23 protein-coding genes and 1 CRISPR repeat array are annotated in these 25,736 nt (G+C 34.6%); of the genes, 4 read left to right on the forward strand and 19 right to left on the reverse strand.

Annotated features, from left to right (window positions below):
- Positions 1–5: 5 nt before the first annotated feature.
- The 14 genes from yciH to casA all read right to left on the reverse strand — a co-directional run bounded on the left by yciH (position 6) and on the right by casA (position 13,776).
- The gene (gene yciH / locus H3T56_RS02545) at positions 6–326 is read right to left on the reverse strand and encodes a stress response translation initiation inhibitor YciH (protein WP_232351383.1); all 321 of its coding nucleotides are present in this window, start codon (positions 324–326) and stop codon (positions 6–8) included.
- A gap of 1 nt (position 327) precedes the next feature.
- Entirely contained in the window at positions 328–1,035 is a 708-nt protein-coding gene (pyrF, locus tag H3T56_RS02550; RefSeq protein ID WP_086320417.1) for an orotidine-5'-phosphate decarboxylase, read from the reverse strand.
- A gap of 31 nt (positions 1,036–1,066) precedes the next feature.
- Complete coding sequence (locus H3T56_RS11720; RefSeq protein WP_198191917.1) at positions 1,067–2,236, reverse strand: GDSL-type esterase/lipase family protein; 1,170 nt, start codon at positions 2,234–2,236, stop codon at positions 1,067–1,069.
- On the reverse strand, positions 2,229–3,434 hold the full coding sequence (locus H3T56_RS02560; protein WP_198191918.1) for an SGNH family hydrolase: 1,206 nt from the start codon (positions 3,432–3,434) through the stop codon (positions 2,229–2,231). Before H3T56_RS02560 ends, H3T56_RS11720 begins: the two co-directional genes overlap by 8 nt.
- Before the next feature lie 18 nt (positions 3,435–3,452).
- On the reverse strand, positions 3,453–4,853 hold the full coding sequence (locus H3T56_RS02565; RefSeq protein WP_198191919.1) for an MBOAT family protein: 1,401 nt from the start codon (positions 4,851–4,853) through the stop codon (positions 3,453–3,455).
- Positions 4,854–4,916: 63 nt separating this feature from the next.
- Positions 4,917–5,915 carry a DNA polymerase III subunit delta' gene (gene holB, locus H3T56_RS02570; protein WP_198191920.1) on the reverse strand — a complete coding sequence of 333 codons (999 nt, stop codon included), beginning with the start codon at positions 5,913–5,915 and terminating at the stop codon, positions 4,917–4,919.
- 11 nt (positions 5,916–5,926) lie between these two features.
- The gene (gene tmk, locus H3T56_RS02575; RefSeq protein ID WP_065577730.1) at positions 5,927–6,553 is read right to left on the reverse strand and encodes a dTMP kinase; all 627 of its coding nucleotides are present in this window, start codon (positions 6,551–6,553) and stop codon (positions 5,927–5,929) included.
- A gap of 248 nt (positions 6,554–6,801) precedes the next feature.
- Positions 6,802–7,806: direct repeats of the CRISPR family, unit length 29 nt; unit sequence CGGTATATCCCTGTACCTACAGGGAACTC.
- An 84-nt stretch (positions 7,807–7,890) separates the two neighbouring features.
- Positions 7,891–8,184, reverse strand: a complete 294-nt coding sequence (gene cas2e, locus H3T56_RS02580; protein ID WP_065577731.1) for a type I-E CRISPR-associated endoribonuclease Cas2e — start codon at positions 8,182–8,184, stop codon at positions 7,891–7,893.
- A 2-nt stretch (positions 8,185–8,186) separates the two neighbouring features.
- On the reverse strand, positions 8,187–9,104 hold the full coding sequence (gene cas1e / locus H3T56_RS02585) for a type I-E CRISPR-associated endonuclease Cas1e (RefSeq protein ID WP_086361100.1): 918 nt from the start codon (positions 9,102–9,104) through the stop codon (positions 8,187–8,189).
- 11 nt (positions 9,105–9,115) lie between these two features.
- A complete protein-coding gene (cas6e, locus tag H3T56_RS02590) occupies positions 9,116–9,784 on the reverse strand; it encodes a type I-E CRISPR-associated protein Cas6/Cse3/CasE (protein WP_198191921.1) in 669 nt (222 codons plus the stop codon).
- Positions 9,785–10,528: a type I-E CRISPR-associated protein Cas5/CasD gene (gene cas5e, locus H3T56_RS02595; RefSeq protein WP_086320422.1), complete on the reverse strand. Its 744-nt coding sequence runs from the start codon at positions 10,526–10,528 to the stop codon at positions 9,785–9,787.
- A gap of 13 nt (positions 10,529–10,541) precedes the next feature.
- Positions 10,542–11,606 carry a type I-E CRISPR-associated protein Cas7/Cse4/CasC gene (cas7e, locus tag H3T56_RS02600; RefSeq protein ID WP_086320423.1) on the reverse strand — a complete coding sequence of 355 codons (1,065 nt, stop codon included), beginning with the start codon at positions 11,604–11,606 and terminating at the stop codon, positions 10,542–10,544.
- Between the two features lie 5 nt (positions 11,607–11,611).
- On the reverse strand, positions 11,612–12,229 hold the full coding sequence (gene casB / locus H3T56_RS02605; RefSeq protein WP_198191922.1) for a type I-E CRISPR-associated protein Cse2/CasB: 618 nt from the start codon (positions 12,227–12,229) through the stop codon (positions 11,612–11,614).
- 20 nt (positions 12,230–12,249) lie between these two features.
- Positions 12,250–13,776 (reverse strand): type I-E CRISPR-associated protein Cse1/CasA, encoded by a 1,527-nt coding sequence (casA, locus tag H3T56_RS02610; protein WP_198191923.1) that lies wholly within the window; start codon positions 13,774–13,776, stop codon positions 12,250–12,252.
- A gap of 390 nt (positions 13,777–14,166) precedes the next feature.
- Between casA and H3T56_RS02615 the strand changes: the two genes are divergently transcribed.
- From H3T56_RS02615 to frdD, 3 genes are all read left to right on the forward strand, one after another.
- Complete coding sequence (locus H3T56_RS02615) at positions 14,167–14,751, forward strand: hypothetical protein (RefSeq protein ID WP_198191924.1); 585 nt, start codon at positions 14,167–14,169, stop codon at positions 14,749–14,751.
- Positions 14,752–14,948: 197 nt separating this feature from the next.
- Positions 14,949–15,386, forward strand: a complete 438-nt coding sequence (locus tag H3T56_RS02620; RefSeq protein ID WP_198191925.1) for a hypothetical protein — start codon at positions 14,949–14,951, stop codon at positions 15,384–15,386.
- Positions 15,387–15,400: 14 nt separating this feature from the next.
- Positions 15,401–15,754 (forward strand): fumarate reductase subunit FrdD, encoded by a 354-nt coding sequence (gene frdD / locus H3T56_RS02625; protein WP_198191926.1) that lies wholly within the window; start codon positions 15,401–15,403, stop codon positions 15,752–15,754.
- A 65-nt stretch (positions 15,755–15,819) separates the two neighbouring features.
- Here frdD and H3T56_RS02630 read toward each other — a convergent pair whose 3' ends face one another.
- From H3T56_RS02630 to H3T56_RS02650, 5 genes are all read right to left on the reverse strand, one after another.
- Positions 15,820–16,680 (reverse strand): hypothetical protein, encoded by an 861-nt coding sequence (locus H3T56_RS02630; protein ID WP_086360722.1) that lies wholly within the window; start codon positions 16,678–16,680, stop codon positions 15,820–15,822.
- A 73-nt stretch (positions 16,681–16,753) separates the two neighbouring features.
- Positions 16,754–18,523, reverse strand: coding sequence for a microcin C ABC transporter ATP-binding protein YejF (yejF, locus tag H3T56_RS02635; RefSeq protein ID WP_198191927.1), 1,770 nt, complete (start codon positions 18,521–18,523; stop codon positions 16,754–16,756).
- Entirely contained in the window at positions 18,520–19,551 is a 1,032-nt protein-coding gene (locus tag H3T56_RS02640; protein WP_198191928.1) for an ABC transporter permease, read from the reverse strand. Before H3T56_RS02640 ends, yejF begins: the two co-directional genes overlap by 4 nt.
- Positions 19,551–20,639, reverse strand: a complete 1,089-nt coding sequence (locus H3T56_RS02645; protein ID WP_110447102.1) for a microcin C ABC transporter permease YejB — start codon at positions 20,637–20,639, stop codon at positions 19,551–19,553. The genes H3T56_RS02640 and H3T56_RS02645 overlap by 1 nt, the downstream gene beginning before the upstream one ends.
- Position 20,640: 1 nt before the next feature.
- The gene (locus tag H3T56_RS02650) at positions 20,641–22,596 is read right to left on the reverse strand and encodes an extracellular solute-binding protein (protein ID WP_198191929.1); all 1,956 of its coding nucleotides are present in this window, start codon (positions 22,594–22,596) and stop codon (positions 20,641–20,643) included.
- Positions 22,597–23,007: 411 nt separating this feature from the next.
- On the opposite strand from H3T56_RS02650, the gene cas3 reads away from it, so the two are divergent.
- Positions 23,008–25,716, forward strand: a complete 2,709-nt coding sequence (gene cas3 / locus H3T56_RS02655; protein ID WP_198191930.1) for a CRISPR-associated helicase Cas3' — start codon at positions 23,008–23,010, stop codon at positions 25,714–25,716.
- The last annotated feature ends 20 nt before the right edge of the window (positions 25,717–25,736 follow it).

Consider the following 25,736-nt stretch of genomic DNA (forward strand, 5'->3'; position numbering starts at 1 on the left):
GTTAACTAACCTCCAGCAAGTTTAACTTTAAATCCTTTATCTTCTATTAGTGATTTTAATAGATCGCGTTTATCACCTTGAATCTCAATTTTTCCATCCTTAACCGAACCACCACAACCACAACGTTTTTTAAGATCGGCAGCTAATTGCTGTAATTGACTATCATCTAAGTCAAAACCATCAATCACACAAACACCCTTCCCTTTTCGGCCCGATGTCTGACGTGAAATACGAATGATACCATCACCTTTAGGCCGAGGCTTAGTGGCTTTTTCAGGCGTTATTCGACCATGCTCAGTTGAATAAACAATTGGATTATCTGTCATACTAATTGCTCTTAGATGAATCAAGAGTTGATAAAATAGTCTGTAATGCTTTGCTTGGATCCTCCGCTTGCGTTATAGGACGGCCTATGACTAAATAATCGGCACCCGCTGCTTGCGCTCGCTGTGGAGTCATAATTCGTCGCTGATCATCAGGAGTAGAACCTGCTGGACGAATACCAGGTGTAACCAATTTGAAATCACTACCAAGCCGTGTTCTAAAACTCTGTACTTCTTTGGCAGAACAAACTACACCATCAAGCCCACAATTTTTGGCCAATAATGCTAAACGAGTTGCTTGTTCTAATGGCGATACCTCAATACCAATTTCTTTAAGATCTGAAGATTCCATACTCGTTAGTACAGTGACCGCAATTAATAAAGGTGCATCTTTTCCAAATGGGTAAAGCGCATCTTTTGCCGCCTCCATCATACGAATTCCACCACTGGCGTGAACATTTGTCATCCAGACACCTAGTTCAGCGGCAGCAGCTACTGCTTTGGCTACCGTATTAGGTATATCATGAAATTTGAGATCTAAAAAAATATCGAAACCTTTTTGTTTTATCTGTTTAATAAAATCAGGGCCAGCATGAGTAAATAATTCTTTACCAATTTTAAGACGGCAATCTTTAGGTTCAACTTTATCAATAAAATTCCACGCGGACTTTGTATCAGAAAAATCAACAGCAACAATAATTGGAGATGACATAACTTAGTTATTCCTTTTAATTATAAATTTTTTAACTATTCTTTTTAATAAATTCACTTAAATCAGCATAGAATATACGAGCACTTTCTTTATAGCCTTGTAATGTCTGATGTACTAAATCTGGACGAGCAAGGCCTCGTTTACGCCAATCTTTAATAGAATGAGGGCCGCCCATAGCTAGTTGCCAATCCCAAAATAGCGTTTTCTCTGATTTAGCGACTTGTTTTTGGATACTCATTACTTTAGCAAAAGATTTTGGAAAACTCTTTTCATTTAACATCGTATCTGGTGGCGTCATTAATAATATTACCGAATTTGGTGATGATTTGCGAATTTGACGAATATTTTTCACCAAGTTTTTACGATAAGCGTTCGCATCTAAGGTTTCATCAAAACTTTCATTTGTACCATATTCAAGAATAATCAAATCGCTTTTTGAGGCCGATAATTCATTTAACCAGTTAGGGCCCCATTTCTGCCATATTGTCTGTTTGGCGCCATTAGTTGCAATCGAAGAAACAATAACACCAGATTGTTGGTAACGATTTAACCATATACCACCGATTTCAATATCGCTAGTTGCTTTGATAGAAAAAGGTGCTTTAGTGATAAAAGATATTGTCTGCCAGACATTACTTTTGGATGAATAATTAATATCTATTTTTTTATCATTAGCATCATAAATATTCAGCAAATTAGGATTATTTTTTAAAGCTTTAACGGTTAATTGTATTTGCCAATTTTTATTGCCAGCATTTTTAGGCATCAGCTGAATAGTCGCTACATCTTTGGTTGGCTTAGCAATAAATCCTCCCATTGGAAAATCTAAATTACTTAATGTACGGCTACTTAATACATTCCAGTTTTTTGTTTTCCAACTTACCCCGGCATGGCTTTGACCTTTTATCGCAACCGGAGTGACCCAGCCAATCCCCGCGTTACCATATTTTTGTTGCATCAATGTTCGAAATTCACCAGTAAAAAAATCGGCCGCTGAGTGAGAATCGCCAAGCTGAGTAATATTCACAACTTGATTACTATTTTTAGACAATGAATTTAAATGTTGGATAAATTGTTTGCTATTGGGATCGCCAAAGTCAACAATACTTGATAGTGTACTTGTTCTACTTTCAGCAACACTGCAACCAACAGAAACAGTGACAATCATTACAGTAAAAATATACTTTAAAAGTTTAATCACTATCATTGTCCTCTAATTGTTTAAAGATAATTTTTTCCATAATAGCCGTGGCTAAAATTTTCTGGCCGGTGGAGGTAAAATGGACGCCATCATCAACCCTTACTTTTATTTTTCCTTTATCGGATTCAACAAAACTTGTAAAGTTCTCATAAGTACAACCTAATAACTGATTAGTAGTTAAAAAATGTTGTTGTACTTTTTCTATTTCAGATTGATACAACATATTTAAATATACCATGCCATCATTGAGTTTTGGTTTACGCATACAAGGTGCAGCTAGCCAAAGGACTTGTACATCATGCTCATAAGCACTATTTAAAATAGCAGCTATACGCAAACGGTATTCTTCTTCCCATATAGGTGATTTGAATTTAACGTATTTAGGGTATCCTTTTACGGGAAAATCCCACGGATCATTAGGCCCTAGAAATACCACAAGTAATTTAATAGAAGGATCGGTAATTAAGTTATCACTAATTGTTTTTGGCCAATTAAAGGCTTTTGGATAAGCAAGTCCCGTACTTTGTTTACTAAGATCAATACTTTCTATTTTATATTGTTTGAATAACATTTTTTTAACATATGGTGCAACGCCTTGCATTAATGAATCACCGGCAAAAAAAACCTTATCATTTTCGGTTAATACTATTGGTAATGGTTCATGAATTAATGGGATATCATGCTTTGGTATCTTAGGTGTTTCAAGGTCAGTTAATAAAGATGCTTGATTGTTTTCTGGTTTATTCGTTTGATTTTTTTTAACAATATCTGGCTGTGGAATAATTAGAATATCTTTAATTAAATGAATATTGGTATCTTCCACATCGTCATCATGATCGATAATTGTTGCTTGTGATCCTAACAAAATTTCATCTATAGCTTCGTCAGAATCTTCTTTTATGAAGTCTTGAGTAACACCTCCTGAATTAAAAAGATCGGAATGATAAGTTTGTTGCCAATAGATTAAAATTGATCTGTGATAAATTGCAATTAATGCAATACCGGTAATAAATAATAGGAAAAAAATTTTTTTTGCAGAAAGCGTATCATGATTATTTAGTAAACAATCTGATTTTTTAAAATTGTTTTTAGTTCTTTTGTTATTATTAGAAGTATTATTTTTTAATACTCTATTTTGCTGTCCATTTTTTCTGGACCTATTTCTTCTATTTTTCGAAAATGTTTTTTTGTATGTCATTTTAATTTTTCATCATAATCAAAAATTAGCATAAATAAAGTTTGGTACACCAGAAGGTGCTAAATAGATTGTTAGCCATAGTATAAAGATAAATAAAACTGGCAGGTAAATACTATTTATTCTACTAAGCTGTACCGTACACCAAGTAGGAATATTTTTACATAATGGATATATAAAAAATATGACACATATACTTATAAATGCCGCCATATAATGTGGTTCGACTGTAAAATTATGGCATAGTGCATTTAGATAATCTAACGCATCCGCTAAACTCTCACAACAGAAAAATAGCCAAGTAAAACAGATATAGTGCCAAGTTAATAATCGAGCAACAATTGGCGAACGTTCTGTTATCCATCCTCGACCTATATAACGGTCTAAAATATTAAGAAAGACAATGCCTATACCGTGACAAGCGCCCCAAATAATAAAATTAATCCCTGCTCCATGCCATAATCCAGACAGTAACATAGCTAACATCACATTAATTTGAGTGCGAACAAATCCACGACGACTTCCACCTAATGGAATATAAATATAATCTCTAATCCAATGAGATAAACTAATATGCCAGCGATCCCAAAACTCACGTAAATTAGAAGCTAAATAAGGAAAATTGAAGTTAATCGGCAGCCGGAAACCTAATAAAAGCGCAATCCCAGTCACTAAGTCAGTATAACCAGAGAAGTTAAGATAAATTTGCATAGCATAAGCATATAGGCCAACTAATAAATCAATAAAGCTATATTCTAAAGGGTTTGAAAAAATTGGTGTTACCCAATTTTCACTAATTAATCCGCCCAGACAATAAACTTTTATGACTGCTAGAATAATTAATGTAAAAGCTCGGAAAGGTTCTAAAATATCTCTAGGTTGACTTACCGCAATTTGCGGCAGAAACGTTTTTGCTCGATTGATTGGCCCAGCAATTAAACTAGGAAAAAAAGCTAAAAATAAGGCGAAATCCCAAAATTTCGCTACGGGTAATTCTCTCTTTTTAATTGATACCAAATAACTTACTGAATGGAAGGTATAAAATGAAATGCCTATTGGAATAAGAACAGTAACAACAGGTATTAAAATTGATAAGTTTAAATAATTACATAATGACTGTAACTCATATCGAAAAAAATCAAAATATTTAAATAATGCTAAATTGATGATTGAAGCAACCAATCCTAAAATCAACCATCGATTGGCATGATGTTTGGAGGCAGCAATCATCAAGGAAAAGAAATATATCGCACAGGTATAAATAAAAAGAATAACAGCAAACTGTAAACTATAGCTACCAACAATAAGATAACTTGAAATCAAAAGTAATTTATTCTGAAATTTTGGTAATAATCTAAAAGCCCAATATATCGCAAAGAAAACCACAAAAATTAGACCAAATTCAATCGATAAATAACTCACTGCAATCCTTTCATCTGTAAATATATCGTTGACCAAAAACTTTATTACTACATTATCACTATATTAATTCTGCTGCTGATAGCTTATTAGTTGCGATTGAGCTAAAACATTATAGATAATCAATTCTTTATTTAATCCAGTCACCGATAACAATAAATTCCTCGCTTGTAACCAAATTTGATACAACGAAGCTAATTCATCATTATTTTTTGTCGCAAGTAGCCTGACTAAAGGCACTTGATCACGATTAATTATGTATCGACCTACTTTTTGTTTGGCTTTTAATGCATCGCTTAATAATGCACAAAACCAAGTAATGTGCTCAAAAAAACCTTCATGATTAAAAGTTTTCGCTAATTGCCAAAAATTATTTCGTGGTAAGACTTCTGTTAAATTTTCACAAAATGATTTTCTCTGCTGCCATTTTTCAGGTTGTAGTAATGTTGCTGCATTTATTGGCGCATTTTCGCTCAATAATAATGCAGTGGCAAGTTCATTATCACTGTATAAATGATTGTGTTGCTTTTTTAACCAAACAATAGATTCTTCTAATTTTGGGATAGGCAAAAAATAACAAAAACAACGGCTGTGAATCGTGGGTAAAAATTGGCTATTATGCTCATCGCTCAAAATAAAATAGGTATTTTCGGGTGGCTCTTCTAAAGTTTTTAGCAGTGCATTAGCTGCCGCCTCGGTCATTGAAGCCGCATGTTTGATCCAAATTATTTTATTACCACCTTGTTGTGATTTTTCATAAACTTTAGTCGAAATACTACGTATTTGATCAATACCAATTGATTGTTTACCTTGCTCATGTGTAATAACGTAATAATCAGGATGATGCTGAGATAAAAACAACTGGCAATTATGACAATTACCACAAGGCTCTAATTGTTGTGAAGATTGACAAATTAATCGATTAATCAATAGATTTATCAATTCTTCTTCACCACTTCCCTGAATATAATTAATTAACAAGGCATGATGCGCCCGATTATTAACAATCGTATCAGCAAGTTGCTGAAAAGGTAATGCAAGCCAAGGATATTTATTAAAAATCATAAAACTAAAACCTAATTTATTAGCCATGAATTCAAAATAGTTTCAATTTGAGTTGTCACTTCTTCTATAGATTTATTGGCATCAATGGTAACAATAGTATTATCACGCTCAGCTAATTGTAAATAACGCTGACGAATACGCTCAAAGAAAGGTAATGATTGTTGTTCAATGCGATCAAGCTGCCCGCGCGATCTGGCCCGCATTAAACCGAGTTCTGGCGCAATATCTAAGTACAATGTTAAATCAGGTTTAAAATCACCCAAAACCTGAGCTTGTAATGTTTCAATAAAAACCTTGTCGATCTGTCGCCCACCACCTTGATAAGCTTGAGTTGATAAATCATGTCGATCGCCAATAACCCATTTCCCCATTTTTAATGCCGGTTTAATTACATTATCAACCAATTGAATACGAGCAGCATAAAGCATTAGCAATTCCGCTTTATCAGTTAGCGGCTCATTATCTAAACCATTTTTAATAATATTTCGTAATGCTTCTGCAATTGGAGTACCGCCAGGTTCGCGAGTAAATTGTAAATCAGAAATATGATGTTGTTTTAAAATACGAGCAACAGTATTGATGGCTGTTGTTTTGCCTGCACCTTCTAAACCTTCGATGACAATAAATTTACCTGTCATACAAAATTCCTAAATGATTGATAATGAATTGATGATTAATGTTGAGTATTGTACGCTATTTTTAATAATTATTTTAGTTTAACTAAAAAACCTCTATTTCATATTATCTATACATATGATTATTAGTTTTTATTTTTATAAAACGCTATCATTACAGCCTTGTAAAAAATATTGAGGAGTGTATACCATCTACTCACATAAAGGTAGATAATTTAAAACCATTTGGATGTAATTTTATTAGCTAATAAAGTTATATCCCTGTACCTACAGGGAACTCTTGTTTCAGAAAATCAGGTGTTAGGTCTGTTTCGGTATATCCCTGTACCTACAGGGAACTCTAATTGCTATACACATCGACGTTATAATTTGCCGGTATATCCCTGTACCTACAGGGAACTCCCAAGCCAAGGACGTGCGGGAATTACCACTTGCGGTATATCCCTGTACCTACAGGGAACTCAATCAGAGCCCAAATATTGCACTGGCGAATATCGGTATATCCCTGTACCTACAGGGAACTCAAAAATGTTTTCATTAATGAATTTGTTAAATTCGGTATATCCCTGTACCTACAGGGAACTCACAGATAACGAGATCGACGATCTAAAAAAAGGCGGTATATCCCTGTACCTACAGGGAACTCCCTGACAATGTCGGGATAATTGTTTTGACTGACGGTATATCCCTGTACCTACAGGGAACTCAACAGCGGTACCAACATATGATTCCCAATTTTCGGTATATCCCTGTACCTACAGGGAACTCATCCTTTTGGCTCTTAACCTGAGATTGAAGGTCGGTATATCCCTGTACCTACAGGGAACTCGATGAGATTTCAATAAAATTAGAGCTATTAACCGGTATATCCCTGTACCTACAGGGAACTCTGGCGCGCGTCATTAGTCAACAATTATTTTATCGGTATATCCCTGTACCTACAGGGAACTCTACAACTTAAATTAAATTCCCTATACAAACTTCGGTATATCCCTGTACCTACAGGGAACTCGATTTGAGTCGCAGTAGTTGCCGCAGATGTCGCGGTATATCCCTGTACCTACAGGGAACTCCTAAAACCAAATCGTCGTTTTATTTCTTCAAGCGGTATATCCCTGTACCTACAGGGAACTCTTTTGATGAAATACACATCGCTGCACAACCAGCGGTATATCCCTGTACCTACAGGGAACTCTGGTAAAAAACCCAAAAAATGAAATTTTAAACCGGTATATCCCTGTACCTACAGGGAACTCTCTAAATATAGATATTTGTTTTATATAATATTTTTTAGTTAGTTAAAATCTACCAAATTTTTCTAATTTTTAAAGAACATTAACCTATTGATTTTCAATAGGTAAAAAAGAGACCAACCTTAGTCCATCTAAATCTACCGGAACCCTTCTATTTGCACCATAAGTTTGAAAGTCAAATCCTGACTCAGTATTAGTCGCCCAAGCAAGGACAACATTGCCTTCCTCAGCAAGTTTAGTGATTTGTTGCCATAGCATTTCTCTTATTGGTCTTGATATATCACCGATGTAAACCCCGGCTCTAATTTCAAGTAACCAAATTGCTAAACGACCTCGTAACCTTGGAGGGACATTTTCAGTTACTACAACACACATACTCATTTTTAGCGACTCCTAAAGCCACTGTCAGCAAGAGATTGAGGTTCTGGGATAGCTGGTGGTTGGGCATCATCTGGAGCTGGGGGCGGTTCAATACCACCAGCAGACAAAACTTCTTCGATAAGCGGAATCAATATTGCTAATGTTTTTTGGCTTCTAAAAATTTCACGGCAGGCCACACGAACTTCCCGATCGGGATCAGCTTTGTTTTTTGCAGCTATTTCAAAAGCTTTAGGAACAACGGTATCAAATTTAATAATATCAGCAATATCATAAACAAATGAGAGTGGTTTTCCACTATGCACAAATCCGATTGCTGGAGCATAGCCAGCCGCCAAAACAGCTGCTTCGGTGATACCATATAAGCAAGACGTGGCAGCACTTATACATTGATTAACCGTATCTCCTTTTTGCCAATCTTTGGGATCGTATTTTCTTCCATGCCATTTAACGTGATAACGTTTAGCCAGTAATGAATAAGTTTCACGTACTCGTGATCCTTCAATGCCTCGTAACTGTTCAATAGAGCGACGACTCGGTGCCGGTTCACCAAATCGTAACTCAAACATTTTTTTGACCACTTTTAAACGTAAATCATCATCTAAAGCCAATTTAGCTTGATAAAGTAATTTATCTGATCTTGCCCCACCTGGTTGACCCGATGAATACATTCTGACGCCAGCTTCACCGACCCAAACGAGCAAAGTGCCAACCGTTGCCGCTAGTTTGATAGCGGCATGAGAAACTCTAGTTCCGGGTTCTAACATTATGCAAGCTATCGAGCCCACTGGAATATGCGTTCGGATGCCGGTTTTATCAATTAATACAAACGCTCCATCTAGAACGTCAATTTGTCCATATTGCAAAAAAATCATTGACGTTCTATTTTTTAAAGGAATCGGATTAAGTGGAACATAAACCATAATCGCGCATCCTATTGATAATGTTTTAGCAAAAATAAACCACAACCAAATCCTTTACTTTTGCCAACTCCTTGATAGATGGTATTTAAAAATAAGTCAACATCCGTTACGGTTAACACCCCTTGATAATCAACTCTGCTATAAGTAATGGGTTTAAAATTGCTTTTTTTAATAAATTGCTCTTGGGTATAATTAATTACTGTGCAATCCAGTTGTTGTCCATCAGTTGTTGATAATGAAAATCCTCTGGATTCACTCTGTTTAATTAACCAATTTATGGCAGCTTCATTCTGACGAATTTTTATCTCATTATCTAAACCTTGTTGTTTAGCCAGATATTTAGCATTCATCATCACATCACTACGTTTACCATTTTTAAACACCACTGGATTTGCTCGCAGGGAAAAAATCAATTTCATACCAACGGTTAATTTTGGTTGGTATGGTTTAGTTTCTACTAAAAATAGCTCATGATTGGTTAGCGGTGCTATTTCCGATAATAGATAGTATTGATAGCCTTTGCCAATTCTCTCTTCACGAAATAAAAAGCAACGTTTTTCTTGATTAGGAAAGAGTTGCCATAACCATTGATGAATAGCATAAGGTCCTGAATTTTGCATTTTCTGTTGCATAACATAAGGAAGTCGATTTAATTTTAAAGTAACTCGAGAAAAATACATCTATTCACTCCCTTTCAAATGGCCGGAAAACTGCTGACGATCACTAAATTGCCAACGGTGACGGCTTATTGGTTGATCTTGACGTCGCTGAATTTTAATTACCTCAAAGTGATCTTCTTGATTGGCCTGTTCCCAATAATATTCATCAGCAATACCTTTTAATAGTTTATCAATAACCGGATCTTGACGATGACACTCTTGATAGTGTTTATCGGCAAAACTAAAAGCCTCACGCAATGTTCCTTGATACAAGATAGGCGATAACGGTAACGATAAAGGTGAGTTTTTTCTTCCTGCGTATAAAGGAAAAACAGGTTTAAGTAATGCTTGCTGAATTTGTTCTAAACTATAAGGTGCATTCTCAGTCTCAGTCATGACTATTTGATAATAAACGTCATTATAATATTCACGCTGTGATAATAACGTCTCTAGTTCAAGAGGGTTTTGTCGTATTTCATCAAAGCGTGTATACCAGACTTGCTTTTTATTAGCCCGAGGAGCTTGGACGGTATGAAAATCTCGAAACCAACTATTGTTAGCAATAAAAGGACGAATCGCAAAATGATAATGCTGATTAAAATGATCAATCTGATTATCATCACGACGAATGCCGAGTGCAGCCGAAACTAATCCCAATAAAGCAGAGCGAGAGGGAATAATATTGCTGTGGCGAACTTCGCCAACAGCAGGTTCGCCCCAAGAGGTAAATGGGGCATAAATCTGAAAAATAAGATGGTTGATCATCTTGTCCGCCCCCCTATTTTTGCGCAACAAAATCTAATGCAGCACTAAGGGTTCCTTCTCCAGTTTCACTATTGAGAACATAGCGACTATCAGCACATTGACCATAAACTTTATCAAATTTATCTCGTTGCTCTTCCAAACGACTAATAGCATCATTTACCATATCTTGACTACGAATTGGATTAAAATAAGCTACCGCTAAAGAGCGCGGTTGTTGACTTCCTTTTTCTATTAAAAGATAGGAAGTATATGCTCGTGAAGCGAAACTATTTTGCATTCCTGTTGGTGCAACTTTGGCGGCTGATTCAGTTAAAGCTTTTAAGGTTTTTTCAACCAATGCTTCATCACCATTTAAATTTTCGAGAAGTAAATCTCGGCTAATACATACATAAGTATAAAACAGCGCCGAAGCAAATCCACGTTCGCCCAAATGCGCTGAACCAGCATCAACATCATTATTATTTAAATCATCAACAGCAGTAAAAAAATCATCCTCAATGGTTACTGTACTTACGCCTAATGCATGAGAAACTTGGCAGGCAGCTTCAATATTAAATGCCGGGCTATCTGCTAACATTCTGCCAAATAAGGCGATATCAATACTACTATTTTCTTTACGTAATAATTTAACTTCATCATCGCTAGGTTCGCGTTTTTCACTAATTAGTACATCAACTAATTGTTTAATTGCTTGCTGTTCATTGCTACTAATATGTACTAATTGTTCAATTTCTAAATTACTCAATGGATCTTTTGGTGATTTCTCATTTTTGACTTTACCAAACTGACTAGCTATTTTAATTGCACTTTCTTTAGCTATTTTTTCAGATATACCATTATCAATCAGTGGTTTGTATACCCAATCTCGAGCAAAACGACGTGAACGAACACCAATATGATCACTTAATGATTGATAAAAACAGTCAGAAGTACGCCACGCTCTTTTTAAGCTTTGTGACGAAATACGCAAACGGTCAGTATTTCCCATTTTAGCGGTTTTTGGTCGACCTAAATCATCACGGTTTAAGTTTGAAGGAGCATAAGCGGTTAATAGATGTAATTGAATAAATGTAGTCATGATGATTATTCCTTAGTATTATTTTTAGTTGAAAAATAGTCCATAGCCCAACGAGTAGAAAAGCGTTTAAACGGATTAGTATTAGCTGGCCAGTTATGTTCACGAGCATACCACTCTTGCATCCATAGAAAGATGCCGTCAGCAAGAGAAGTTAGATTAACGCCTTTTTCACCGCGTAACTTAACGGCACGAATTAAACGCTGACAAAATTCTTCTGGAGTTTCACTGGCAAGAAGACGTTCAAATCGCAATTTAGATAAATAATTACGTTCTCCACCTTTTACTTTTTCACTCAGTTGCGCAGCAAATGGTGCCTTATCATTATTTAACTCTGCAAAAACAGCCACATTAACCAATATCTGTAATGCATGATAATGAATATCCGTTTGCGCTAACTTACTGTCGTTATTAAGAAGTTTATTAGCTAAAATCGTATAGCCATCCTGTAGAATTATTAATTCAGACAATGAAACCCGGCGTAATTCAGCACGTAATTTTCGTCCATTGTAATTAATACCATTAAATTTACATTGCCGTTGCTGCAATATAGAAAACCATTCATCGATAATCTTTTTGTGGCTATCATTTAAGATCATCAGCTTTTTTTGGATAGTGTCTGACATGTTGTTCTCCCTACATGCAATCAAGACGTTTTATTAAGTTTAATCTTTTTGATATTTCTAAGTTTGTTAAAATCTTTAAGTAATTTTTCTCTGGTTGTAATTTTTTCGGAACTTATCATCTGTTGATCTGGGTCAGAAAAAGCCGCTTTATCGTAGATTTGAGTAATATATTTTAATAAGGTATTTGTCCAATCTAACAACAGATGAAAACGTCCATTAGGATTCTCTTTTTCTTTGATAAGTTGTTTCACAAATTGGTAAAAAGGCATTTCTGTTTCTTTCCAATAAGCAATATCCACTGAACTGGACTGTTTATTGATAGCTGTCAAGGCTTTACGCTGTAATGATAAAGCGTCTTTGCTAAATTCTAATGCTTGTTCAATCAGCTCTTTAAGATCGCTGTCAGGATCAGCTAATGCAGGATATACTGGAAAAGTGTGTTCATACCAACAGCGTGCCTTCATATTGTCAAAATCGTATCCAAAGCACCACAAGTGATATTTTTCAGCAGATTTCAATCCTCGATTATAATGAACACCTACCACCTGAGCTGATTGGGTTTCATCATTAGTGCTAACCATGCCTAGCCAATCGCGGTAAATTAACCCACCAGGTTGCCCTTTAATCGCAATGGGTGCATTTGTTTTGCTATCAGTTCGATATGGCGATAAAGGATGGCGCCAGTTTTGGTATTGAACACCATAATTTTTAGTTTGATAATGGCTAATAAGCTCAGACGACTCTTCGCCACAAAGATCACAATGGCCTTGTGTTGTATTTTCAAAATCTAGCTCAATGCGACGAGGCATACCCCAAAATGCTTGACAACAATTAGCTTGTTCAGGAAATACACTTAAATTTTTAGGTGGTTCACTGGTTATGGTTTTGTTTAACCAAGGGAAGACAGTTTCATCATAGCATTGTGGCTTTTCGTCATCATCAAGTGGCACTACATTTAACCATAATTTTTTCCATAATGGTGTTGAGGTGTTTAACTCTGGCATCATTAAAGTGGTAATTGGTCCGCCACCTCGCAAACTCACTCGATGTCCTTGTCCCCCTGATGGGGCATTAGTTTGTAAAGTAAACAGAGCTATAACCGCACAATGAGGACAGATAGCGTTAACAAAATCCCGCTTAATAAAATGGTCGGTATTTTTCTTTAGTGCATTTTCACCCGGTGCTTCAACCAATAAACCTGATATAGGCACTTTATTACCATTTAATGGTGTAAAGTCTTGCATAAAGGCCGGTTTAGCTGCACCAAATTGCATTGCTGGTTTAACTTGTTCAAATGCCTCGTCGAGTTGTGCTTGAGTTATACCTTCATGCCAATAATCTAACCATTCATCATTATCCTCAGGGGAAAAGGTAGTTTGCAGTAAACCTATAAGGAATTGATAAGCAGCACCTTGAAAATCCGGTCTAAAATAGGCTAAGTCGGAAATGGTTTCGTCAACTAACTGACTGGGTTTAATTTTACTAATATGACCATCAAAATAAACAACAGGAATCCATTCATGGTCTAACAGTGATAAAGAAGACAATTTATCCCCCTTTTTTTAGTTTAAAATAAGCGAAATATACGTTATTTCGCTTATCGGTTTAAGTTTAAATTACTTAAGTCTATATGAAGCCGATTTACTGATTTCAAAGCTTAAAATAAACGATCGAATTTCTTGCTCATTTATTACATTTTATAATTCAATAGTCTATCAATTTTTTGGTAATTGCACTAATTTTGTAGTGTTTTACATATTGATAATAATTTTTTAAATGAAATCATAAAAAATTTCTAAACGATTGATAATAAATTTACGATTAATGTTGCGTAATGTACGCTATTTTTAATAATTATTTTAGTTTAGCTAAAAATTAGCTATTAATGATATAGTAAAAATAACTTTATTATTAAGAAGAGATGATAGAGATCTTATATGCCACAAAACTTTAAAAATTATAATCAAGATCTATTAAAAAAAGTTGTATTAAAGAAAAATATAACAACAATAGTACAGCTTTCAGTGGCACTCTTGTTTATTCTTAATATTCTTTTTACTTTGCGATTACACCAAAGAACTATTATCTTCCTTAAATTTGAATATTCATTTTTTGCTGTAGCCATCCTGCTTAGTTTTCTTCTCGCTTTTTCTAGAAAAAAAATGTTGAAAAAACCATTTTTAGAACGAATTAAACAGTACCTTGCACGTGCTTTTATGATTTTTTCTTTTAATCTCCTAATTTTTTTAGGTCTACCAATAGATATCATTTATTTCTATCCTACTGAATCTAGAATTTATACCACTGAATATAAAATTACCGCGCCAGGGCCAAGTAGAGGTAAACATGGGCATTGTAAAAATGGTTTAAAGATTCTTGATAAAGATAACAATTATTACTTTTTTCTATGCATAAATTTAAATGACAAAATCAAATATGGTACTAAAGCTCAAGTAAGAGTCAAAGAAACACCAATAGGCTCATATTTAACTGATTATAAGTTATTTGTTACTAGCAAATAATTTATTAGTTAATCACATTTGCAATGTCATGCAAACCATTTCAACGCACTTTCTGCCTAGTGTTATTACCTTAAAAACCGATATTATGCAGGACTTTAATTTGACGATTTGAATCACTTAATGTTTATAATACAACATTAAACATTCAGCCCTAGAAACGTTAATTACATAATAATGTTACTCACATTGAGAAAGTTATGATTAAGAAGAATAATGATAATTATCCAGCAAATAATGATTTAAATAATAACAATACTGGTACACAGTCCGAGATCACATCGTTACAGACAAAACAGCCGTTGTTTCTGTCAATCATTGATAAATTAACGCCTTTTTCCATGATTTGGGTTAGTTTGGTGTTGATGTATGGTGTTATCTGTATGTATACAAATAGAATGGGACAAGATGAGTTTTATCGTTTTATCTTTTTCTTACAAAGCCCAGTTGTTGTAGTGCTAAACTGTATTGCATTATCACTCGCTTTATTTCATTCACTAAACTGGTTTAGGTTAATACCAAAGGTTATTTTTAAGCAAAATATTCATAAAAAGAAACAAGGATATTTACTTATTATTGGCTTATGGGGTGTAACAATTTTACTTTCATATTGCTTACTATTATTGATAATTAAATAAGTGGTATTTGATCAATGAAAAATCAAGAAACTCAACCAATACAGTCAGACTCAAAAGTGGCAAAAGGATTATTTGCTTTAGGTGGGCTTTGGGCAGCTATTTTCGCACCAGTGGTATTAATCATTGTTGCGTTTATCATTCCTTTTGGTGACGCAATAACGCGTTCATATATTTTAAAGTTAGCTAATACTGAATTAGGTAAATTATTTTTGTGCTTAATGATTTCGCTACCAATTTGGTGTGGATTGCAACAGATTCTAACTTTATTACATCAATTTAATATCTATCCAAAGCGAGAAAAACTACTTACGTATGGGTTAGCGTTAGCATGGACAGCTCATGCGATTTATATTTTATTTGTAAGATAAAACTAGAATGATGTTAATTCATTGGCGTTATCGAGTTCACTTGTGATAACGCCATGTTTAATTGATTAATAATAAGTAATCTGCCGAACTATATTAGTTTGTTTGTTTTTTCTATTTTGTTTTGATTGTGTTGCACTCAACCAATCATTTTTCTCATTAAAAGTTAAAAATTCAGTCATGTAATGAGTTGTATTTTTTCCAACTATTGAATAAGTCGATTGGATTGCATTTAATCGATTTTTATCATCATATTGGTAAGAAAAATCGCTTTCATTTTTAGTTTTATTACTATATTGCGCCGATACCTTTGCTAGATGGCGATTTTGATAACCAAACGCATAAATCGAAGCACCTTTTTGCTCTGTTCCTACTACTTGGCCATTAGCATCCAACTCTTTTAGCTGCCATTGCACATTTTTATTAATTAAACAATTGTTATTATCAAATTGATAACTATCATTCTCAATAAAGGTAAAATCGGGCGCTTGTTTTATCTGTTCAGAAGCAATAACTCGACCTTGTGTATCGATTTTGAACTGAGTAGTGCTACTTGTTTTATCCTCTATATCTTCAATCACATTTTGCCAACCAGATTCATTTTTTTGTAGATGTTCAGAATAGAGTTTTTCATTGTCACCGGAATAAAGATCATAATGACTTTCTGTAATCAAACCATTTGGATCATAATTTAAACTATGTTTGACAATTGAACGTATCGTACCAGTATCTGATGTAATGGTTGAAGTTCTCACTTCTTGCTTAATCCCTTTAGCTGTTGAATCAATAAAGTCTAATATTTTAAAAATATAGTTATTTGCCTCAACTTTATTTTGTTCGGGATTATCTGAACACGTCAATGCCATTGCATTTATTGAGATAAATGATAAACATGAAGCGGTTAAAAAACGGAATATATTTTTTTGCATAATGAACCTGTTAACTCGTTTACTAAACTAAATATTTAATAGTGGCTTATAGCTAAGCCACAAAGTTGTACATTTATTTTTTTCGCATTAATAATGCGTCTTCCCAATTAACCTTTTGTTCTTGTTTATGCTCTTGCTGAGCTTGTTGTTTTTCATCAGACTGTTCATCTTTTTCTACATTTTCAGATGATTCTGCTTTTTGAGTTTTTTCGATAATATCCGCATGAATTAACGTTTTAGTCGCTTTTCTCGGTGGTTTATCTAAAAATGATAGTAAAACTTTGGTGTACTCAGATTCCGGCGTATAAAACACTTTTTCTCGTGAACCTTGTTCAACAATTTTACCGTCTTTCATAACTACAATCTGATGACATATTGAATAGACTAATGCAAGATCATGGCTAATAAACAGATAGCTAAGATGATGTTTCTCTTGCAATGATTTAAGTAAATTAATTATCTGCTTTTGAATTGTATGATCTAAAGATGACGTTGGCTCATCTAAAATTAATAATTCCGGTTGCAATATTAAAGCTCGAGCAATCGCTATTCTTTGCCGTTGTCCGCCAGAAAACTCATTTGGATAACGAAAACGCATTTCAGGGTCCAAACCAACCTCTAGCATAATATCAATTACCGCTTGTTCTCGCTCAGCTTTAGTCAATTTTTTATGTGTCATTAGACCTTCACTGATAATTTGCTCAACATTAAAGCGCGGATTAAGTGATGAAAAGGGATCTTGAAATACAACCTGAATTCGGCTACGGAATGGTAATAACTTCTTACCAGATAAATTCTGGATAGGATGGCTATCAAATAGGATATCACCTTTTGATTTGATTAAACGTAAAATAGCCAGTGCGGTGGTACTTTTACCTGAGCCTGACTCCCCAACAATACCAACTGTCTCACCTTGATGTACCGCAAAACCTATATTATCAACAATTTTTTTCTTTTTGCTGCTAAATAATCGTTTTTGAGTGACGACCTCAACATTAAGATGATTCACATTCAGCAATATACCGGGAGTATCAGGTAAAGGAACCGGTTCACCACTAGGCTGAGAATTTAATAATGTTTGAGTATATTCTTGTTGTGGACGCAAAAAGATACGTTGTTTATTATTGAATTCAACAAGTTGGCCATCTTGCATTACCGCTACTTTATCGGCTAATTTTTTTACTATTCCCAAATTATGTGAAATAAATAACATGCTCATATTAAGCTCTTTTTTGAGATCTTTGAGTAGTTCAATAATTTGTCCCTGAACAGAAACATCTAAAGCAGTAGTTGGTTCATCAGCAATTAATAATTTTGGATGAGTTAAAATGGCCATGGCAATCATTACACGTTGCCTTTCACCACCAGATAACTGATGAGGATAAGAAGCCAGTTTGCTTTTAGGATCTTTAATGCCAACCCGATCGAGATATTGTAAGATTTCACTTCGAGCCTCATTACGTCGCATACCCCGATGTAAAGATAAGACTTCATAAAGTTGTTTTTCAACGGTATGCAATGGATTAAGTGATACCATTGGCTCTTGAAATATCATACTAATTTCATTACCGCGAATTTTACGCAATTGTTTTTCAGAGGCATGTAATAATGATTTATCTTCGAAAATAATATCTCCTGAAGGATAAATCACTCGCTCTTTTGATAACAGCCTTAATATTGACAGTGCTGTTACACTTTTACCAGAACCTGACTCACCGACTAATGCCACGGTTTCTTGTTCATTAATATCAAAACTAATAGCGTCAACAACTTGATTTTGTGAATGCTGGCCTGTTTTAAAGGCAATACTTAAATCAATGATAGATAATAAAGGAGAACTCATTTATATACTCCTTTGTTTGGATCGAATGCATCTCTAATTGCTTCACCAATAAATATTAACAGTGACAATAAGATGGAAATAACTAAAAAAGAACTAATTCCTAACCAAGGCGCTTGCAAATTATTTTTGCCTTGTAGTAATAATCGCCCTAAAGATGGTGAATCAATTGGTAAACCAAAGCCAAGAAAATCAAGTGCCGTTAGTGTTGAAATTGAACCACAAAGAATAAATGGTAAAAATGTTAATGTTGCCACCATCGCATTTGGTAGCATATGTCGTAACATAATTTTACTATCGCTTACGCCCATAGCTTTAGCGGCTCGAATATAATCGAAGTTACGGGTTCGGAGGAATTCTGCTCGAACAACACCGACCAATGCCATCCAACCAAATAACACCGTAATACCTAATAACCACCAAAAATTAAGCGGTAAGATACTGGCAAGCAGAATTATCACAAATAGTTCAGGTAAACCACTCCAAATCTCAATAAATCGTTGTCCTAATAGATCAACTTTTCCACCATAATAACCTTGAATCGCGCCAATTAGCACGCCGATAATGGAGGTAAAAAAGGTAAGAAACAGGGCAAAAAACATTGAAACTCTAAAACCATAGGCAATGTTTGCTAAAACATCAAATCCAGCATCGGTGGTGCCAAGCAGATGTTTTTTTGATGGTGGTATAGGAAATGTGCTGGTTGTGTCATGAATCACAGTATTATGAGTATAACGAAATGGAGGCCAAAGTATCCAACCATCAGACTCGATCTTATTTTGTACCGCTGGATCTAAATAATTAGTTTGTGTTTTAAATTGCCCACCAAATTCGGTTTCCGGATAAAAATGGAATATGGGCGAATAATAGTTATTTTGATACTTGATAAATATCGGTCGATCATTAAATATAAAATCAGAAAATAGGCTGATTATAAATAATATTGAAAATAACCATAATGAATAATACCCACGTCGATTGCGTTTAAATCGTTGCCAACGTAGCTGATTAATTGAATAGTGCGTAGTCATCAGTTGCGAGCCTCAAAGTCAATACGTGGATCGATTATCATATAAGATAAATCTGATAAGAGTTTGGTAATAAGCCCAATCAATGTAAATATATACAATGAACCAAAAATAACCGGGTAATCACGCTGTATAATTGCTTCATAGCCAAGAAGACCCAATCCATTAAGCGAAAAAATAGCTTCAATCAATACTGAACCGGTAAATAAAATACCAACAAATGCAGCAGGAAAACCCGATACAATAAGCAAGGTTGCATTACGAAAAACGTGCTTATACAGAATTTGCCTTTCACTTAACCCTTTCGCTCTGGCAGTAACAACATATTGTTTACGAATCTCATCTAAGAATGAGTTTTTGGTTAACATGGTTAGTGTGGCAAAACCACTTACTACCATAGCAATAGTCGGTAAGCAAATATGCCACGCATAATCTTTTACTTTGCCCCAAAAATCTAATTGTTCAAAATTATTAGAAATCAATCCGCGTAGCGGGAAAATATCCCAATAACTGCCACCTGCGAACAAAACAATTAATAATACGGCTAATAAAAAAGCGGGTATTGCATAACCAATGATAATTAACGTACTTGACCAAAAATCAAATCTTGAACCATCTTTAACCGCTTTACGAATTCCTAATGGGATTGAGATTAAATAAATGATTAATGTACTCCATAATCCCAATGAAATAGAAACAGGTAAACTTTTGGCAATTAAACTTAATACTGATTCACTTTTAAAAAAACTGTTACCAAAATCAAACTGGATATATTGCTTTAACGTATTGATATAGCGTTCCCAAAGCGGTTTATCAAATCCATACTGTTTTTCAATCATTGCCACAATTTCTGGATCTAAACCGCGAGCACCACGATAATTTGATTCATTTTTTGGTTCGGTCAGCTTAGCAGGGCTATTTTCACTGCCAGGCAGCAACACTTGCCCTGCTTGGGGACCATTCTCTATCATAGCTAAAGCTTGATCGACGGGGCCACCTGGTGCAATTTGCACAATAAAAAAGTTGATAGTCAAAATGATTAATAAGGTTGGTATAATTAGCAATAATCGACGGATAAAATAATTCAACATATTAGCGTACTCTATTCTTTGTCAAACTAGCTGCTTTGTTAGCATCATACCACCAGCTATCAATACCTATTGCATAAGTTGGCTGTATGGCTGGTTGCCCAAATTTGTTCCAATATGCATAATAAGTTTTGCTGTTATACCACATTGGAATCATCGGATATTCTTGAGTTAAAATACGATCGAGCGCTCTTCCTAGTGAAATTAACTCTCTTTGATTACCTACATTTTTGATTATTTCAGCAATAATCGAATCAATTGCCTGATTATGTAATCCTGAACCATTATAAGAAGAATTTAAATATTCACTCCCCCAAAAAATCATTAAATCTGAGGATGGATAATCTATTGCACTATAATTACGTGGCATCATGTCATAATCACGCTCACGCATTCTGCGCGTCAATTGGGCATAATCTAATGAAGTTATTTTCATTGTAATACCTAAACGAGCTAAATTTTGCTGAAATGGAATCGCATATTTAATGTCATCACCTAGATAAGTCAACAATTCAAACGCAAAAGGTTGCTCAGTTTTAGCATTAATTAAGTTACCATCTTTAATGATCCAACCCGCTTCTTCTAACAATTTAGCTGCAGTTAATAAGTTATTGCGGTTAAAACCTTGTCCATCACTTTTCGCAATAGTGTAGGCTTCATCAATGGTTTGCTCGGGAATAATATCTTTATATGGTGTTAACCATTTAAGTTCTTGTTCACTAGGTTTACCTTTTGCAGCATAAATGGTATTTTCAAAAAAGCTAAACGGTCTTTTATAACTATCATAATAAAAGGCGTGATTAAGCCATTCAAAATCAAAAGCTAAGGTTATTGCTTGGCGAACTCTAACATCTCTAAAAAGATCTTTCTGCAAATTAAATGCTAACCATTTAGTATCTACAGCGGTTTCGACGTTTTTTTCTTGCTTTATGATATCTTTTGAATCAAAGTATTTTCCTTGATATTGAGTAAACCAGTTTTTCGGTTGTCCTTCACCTCGGAAATCGTATTCTCCAGCTTTAAACGCCTCTAAAGCTATACTCGTATCCATATAATAATCGATACGTTTTTCATCAAAATTATCTAAACCTTTATTAACAGGTAAATCTTTTGCCCAATAGTCAGGATTACGCTTATAAACTACATACTGCCCCATTTTATAATCACTAATATAATAAGGGCCACTGCCAACAGGAGGAGTACTTAACGGCTCAGAAAAATTATGATCTTGCCAAAAATGTTTAGGAATAACACGCATACTACCAACAAAAGAAAGTAATTTTTCACGATCGGTTTCAGGTAATTCCACCCTAACCCGATAATCATCTATCGCTTTAACATTTATACCTTTGTTATAAACTCGATATTGTGAAACACCTTCGGTCATAAATTTATGAAAAGTAAATTCCACATCATATGCGGTTATTGGTTTACCATCCTGAAAACGTGCATTAGGATTAATCGAGACTTCTGCCCAACGATAACTATCAGAATAAGTTATTGAAGTTGCTATCAGTGGATAAAAGCTGGAAATATCATCGGCTGTTGAGGTAAAAAGAGAATCATATAGCGAACCAGAATGATGTTCAGGTGCGCCACGACTAGCAAAACGGTTAAAATTATCAAAGGTACCTATTTCATGTAGTTTGATAATCCCACCTTTAGGGGCATTGGGATTCACATATTCTAGATGGTCAAAATTTTCAGGATATTTCGGATCACCCAATAACGAAAAAATGGTTTTATGGTAAATATGCTCGGTTGGTTGATTCGGTTCTATGCTGTCAATCGGCTGGGATTCAATGGTCTCAGTTGATGGGTTAGCTTGTAGCGGTGTATCTGACAGCAAAGTGACATTTGGTTCTTCTTCGGCATAGATAGTCATTGAACAAAATAATAATCCACTAAAACAGCTTGAGATGAATAACTTTTTGATATTTTTTTTTCTTTGACTAATCATCCTAATTTAGTTCCTGTTTTATCAACAATTTATCAAAATAAGATTTTACCCTATTGAGTCTTAAAAATTTCAAACAATTTAGAATACGCTTAATAACATAGTAAGTTAACTATTTTGCCAAACTTCCAGCGAATGAGCAAAACCTTATTAATAAACTTAATAATAAACGGCGATTATAACATTAATTGTTATCAATATTTGTTTAAGATTTATTCTTTTATAGAAAATAAATTTTTAACTAGATAAGAATAAATCGTCATGATTCATAATAAAAAAATTTTGAGGAACGGGGTTTTTTAGTATAAAAATTTAGCAATTTAATCGATATTATTTTATTATTTTAGAATCATTAATGATACTCAGCTAAATACTCCAACCAGTTAATCATCTAAAATAAGGATATCCGTTTTAATGCTTGAATCATTCTACAAATATTGGGGAAAATGCCAACAAGGCGATCAGTCAGATAATTATCACCTTTTAGCCTACCACAATTTAGATGTTGCAGCTTGTGGATATCATACAGTAAAAAACAATTATTTTAATTCTGCAGAGCTATTTGAACAGATTGGTTTTTCATCAGATGAGACTGAAACAGCAGCCCTTTGGTTCGCCTATTTTCTAGCTTGGCATGATATTGGCAAATTCGCTAATGGATTTCAGCAATTATTCAAACACAATAATCCCCATCTCGTCGCCCCAGATCCTGCCAAAAGTTATTTAACTCGACATGATTCTCTTGGACACTGGTTATGGAAGAATTATTTAATGCAAGAATCAGAAATCCAATTAGAACATTACAATTATAATATTGACCAAATATATAATATTTGGTTATTAATCATGACCGGCCACCATGGCAAGCCACCAATCTTAGATCCCAAAGGCAACTTAGCATTTAATTCACAAGATAAACATGCATCTTTAGATTATATTAAAGCAATTAATAAGTTGTTTATTGTAGATAATCGGTTAGCTGGCTACCACACTAGTTTTTTTGATAAAAAATTTCGCAAAATTCTCAGCAAATTGAGCTGGTTAATCGCAGCCATAACAGTTATTAGCGATTGGTTAGGTTCCAATGAGCAATTTTTCCCTTTTTGTTCAAAATCAATGGAGTTATCGGAGTATTGGGCAAACTACGCACTCGCTAATGCTGAAAAAGCCGTAGCAACTTTACCTAAAAGGTCATCCATTACTCCTTTTAATGGTATTAAAAACCTGTTTCCATTTATAGAAAAACCAACCCCTCTACAACAAAAAGCATTATCTTGCCCACTAACCGATAATGGCCCCGAATTATTTATTATGGAGGATGTCACCGGTGCCGGCAAAACCGAAGCCTCAATGATTTTGGCTCATCGATTAATGGCAGCCGGAAAGGCTCAAGGTATTTATATCGGCTTACCCACTCAAGCAACGGCTAATGCTATCTATCAAAGAACGGCACAGATCTACGGTCAATTGTATCAAGCCGATAGCCATCCATCTCTGGTTTTGGCTCATGGTGCAAGTTACATGAATCCGACTTTTACTCAAACAATAATTAATTTAGATAATATTAGCCAGCAAAAATATCTCAACAATGATAATTCAGCCAGTAGCGAGTGCAATGAATGGTTTGTCGATACTCGTAAAAAGTCATTACTGGCGGAAGTTGGGGTTGGTACATTGGATCAAGCTTTGATGGCTGTAATGCCGTTTAAACATCAATCGTTACGATTATTAGGGTTGCGTCATAAATTACTTATTTTAGACGAAGTTCATGCTTATGATAGTTATATGGTAAAACTATTAGAATCATTATTGCATTATCATGCATCGCAAGGTGGCAGTGCAATTATTCTTACTGCGACTTTACCATTTTTTCTGCGCGAAAAATTGCTTAACGCCTTCTATAGTGGATTAACATCAACACCATCATCTTTAACACTTAATACAGATTTACCTTTTCCTTTATTTACTCAACTAAATCAAAAAAACTTAGTCGAACAAGCAATAGAAACAAGAGATGAAGTAAAGCGACAAGTTAAGATTGACTGGATTGATAATATCAATTCCGGTATCGAAAAAATAAAGAGGGCAATTGAGCAAGGAAAAATTATTTGTTGGATAAAAAATAGTGTGGCTGATGCTATTAGTTTATATCAACAAATACAACAAAATTTGCATCTTGATAGTAAGCAAATTTTGCTATTTCATAGTCGTTTTGCTTATTGTGATCGTTTGGCTATCGAGCAAAAAACTATCGAATGGGCGGGAAAAACTTCAAATAACACCATTCGCTCGGCAAAAATCATAATTGCGACTCAAGTCATTGAGCAATCATTAGATCTTGATTTTGACGAAATGATTAGTGACATTGCACCTATTGATCTATTGATTCAACGTGCAGGGCGTTTACAACGACATGTGCGAGATAAACACGGAAATATCAAATCAGCCACTCACCAGAATCAACCACGTGATGAGCGAAATCCACCTATATTGACCGTATTTGCGCCAACATGGCAGGATGATCCAAGCGAAGATTGGCTAGATAATCCAGAATTTCGCAATACTAAATATGTTTACGCTAATCATGCCTATTTATGGTTTACCCAACGGGTTTTACGTGAAAGAGGTGTTATAACAATGCCTGAAGCGGCGAGACTACTTATAGAAGCGGTTTATCGCCATGATCTTGAACCACCAAAAGGTTTACAAGAGGCTTTTTATAAAGCATTAGGAGAACAATTAGGACAAAGTTCACAAGCTAAAAGTATTATATTGAATTTTAATAAATGCTATAGCCGTGAACAGTTCAATGGTGAATGGGATAAGGAAATTGAAGTTTCAACCCGTTTATCAAAAGATAATATTGATCTTTATTTAGCATATCAACAAGATGGAAAAGTTATTCCTTACTGTAGTAGTAACGAATACGCATGGGAACAAAGCCATGTTACAATTAGTGCATCTAAATGGGCTAGAGTTAAAAAAGCCGTCCCACAACTTGACGAACAGCATCTAGAAAAATTGAGACAACAAATACATAGACCAAATGCCATTATTGTGTTAATTGAGACAGAAAAAGAACCTTCTTTTTATTCCAAGGAATTAGGCTTTTATCTAAATTAATTTAAATTTAAAGTTAAATA

The organism is Gilliamella sp. W8123, from assembly GCF_016101085.1.
GTDB classification, from domain to species: Bacteria; Pseudomonadota; Gammaproteobacteria; order Enterobacterales; family Orbaceae; genus Gilliamella; species Gilliamella apis.

Excerpts from the sequence above, each read along its gene's own strand:
- cas3 (WP_198191930.1), top strand. The coding sequence starts at position 23,008 with ATGCTTGAATCATTCTACAAATATTGGGGAAAATGCCAACAAGGCGAT.
- H3T56_RS02650 (WP_198191929.1), bottom strand. The coding sequence starts at position 22,596 with ATGATTAGTCAAAGAAAAAAAAATATCAAAAAGTTATTCATCTCAAGC.
- cas1e (WP_086361100.1), bottom strand. The coding sequence starts at position 9,104 with ATGGTTTATGTTCCACTTAATCCGATTCCTTTAAAAAATAGAACGTCA.
- cas6e (WP_198191921.1), bottom strand. The coding sequence starts at position 9,784 with ATGTATTTTTCTCGAGTTACTTTAAAATTAAATCGACTTCCTTATGTT.
- H3T56_RS02615 (WP_198191924.1), top strand. The coding sequence starts at position 14,167 with ATGCCACAAAACTTTAAAAATTATAATCAAGATCTATTAAAAAAAGTT.
- H3T56_RS02620 (WP_198191925.1), top strand. The coding sequence starts at position 14,949 with ATGATTAAGAAGAATAATGATAATTATCCAGCAAATAATGATTTAAAT.
- holB (WP_198191920.1), bottom strand. The coding sequence starts at position 5,915 with ATGATTTTTAATAAATATCCTTGGCTTGCATTACCTTTTCAGCAACTT.
- frdD (WP_198191926.1), top strand. The coding sequence starts at position 15,401 with ATGAAAAATCAAGAAACTCAACCAATACAGTCAGACTCAAAAGTGGCA.
- casB (WP_198191922.1), bottom strand. The coding sequence starts at position 12,229 with ATGTCAGACACTATCCAAAAAAAGCTGATGATCTTAAATGATAGCCAC.
- H3T56_RS02560 (WP_198191918.1), bottom strand. The coding sequence starts at position 3,434 with ATGACATACAAAAAAACATTTTCGAAAAATAGAAGAAATAGGTCCAGA.
- yejF (WP_198191927.1), bottom strand. The coding sequence starts at position 18,523 with ATGAGTTCTCCTTTATTATCTATCATTGATTTAAGTATTGCCTTTAAA.
- pyrF (WP_086320417.1), bottom strand. The coding sequence starts at position 1,035 with ATGTCATCTCCAATTATTGTTGCTGTTGATTTTTCTGATACAAAGTCC.
- yciH (WP_232351383.1), bottom strand. The coding sequence starts at position 326 with ATGACAGATAATCCAATTGTTTATTCAACTGAGCATGGTCGAATAACG.
- H3T56_RS02630 (WP_086360722.1), bottom strand. The coding sequence starts at position 16,680 with ATGCAAAAAAATATATTCCGTTTTTTAACCGCTTCATGTTTATCATTT.
- cas5e (WP_086320422.1), bottom strand. The coding sequence starts at position 10,528 with ATGATCAACCATCTTATTTTTCAGATTTATGCCCCATTTACCTCTTGG.
- tmk (WP_065577730.1), bottom strand. The coding sequence starts at position 6,553 with ATGACAGGTAAATTTATTGTCATCGAAGGTTTAGAAGGTGCAGGCAAA.
- H3T56_RS02640 (WP_198191928.1), bottom strand. The coding sequence starts at position 19,551 with ATGACTACGCACTATTCAATTAATCAGCTACGTTGGCAACGATTTAAA.
- cas2e (WP_065577731.1), bottom strand. The coding sequence starts at position 8,184 with ATGAGTATGTGTGTTGTAGTAACTGAAAATGTCCCTCCAAGGTTACGA.
- H3T56_RS02645 (WP_110447102.1), bottom strand. The coding sequence starts at position 20,639 with ATGTTGAATTATTTTATCCGTCGATTATTGCTAATTATACCAACCTTA.
- cas7e (WP_086320423.1), bottom strand. The coding sequence starts at position 11,606 with ATGACTACATTTATTCAATTACATCTATTAACCGCTTATGCTCCTTCA.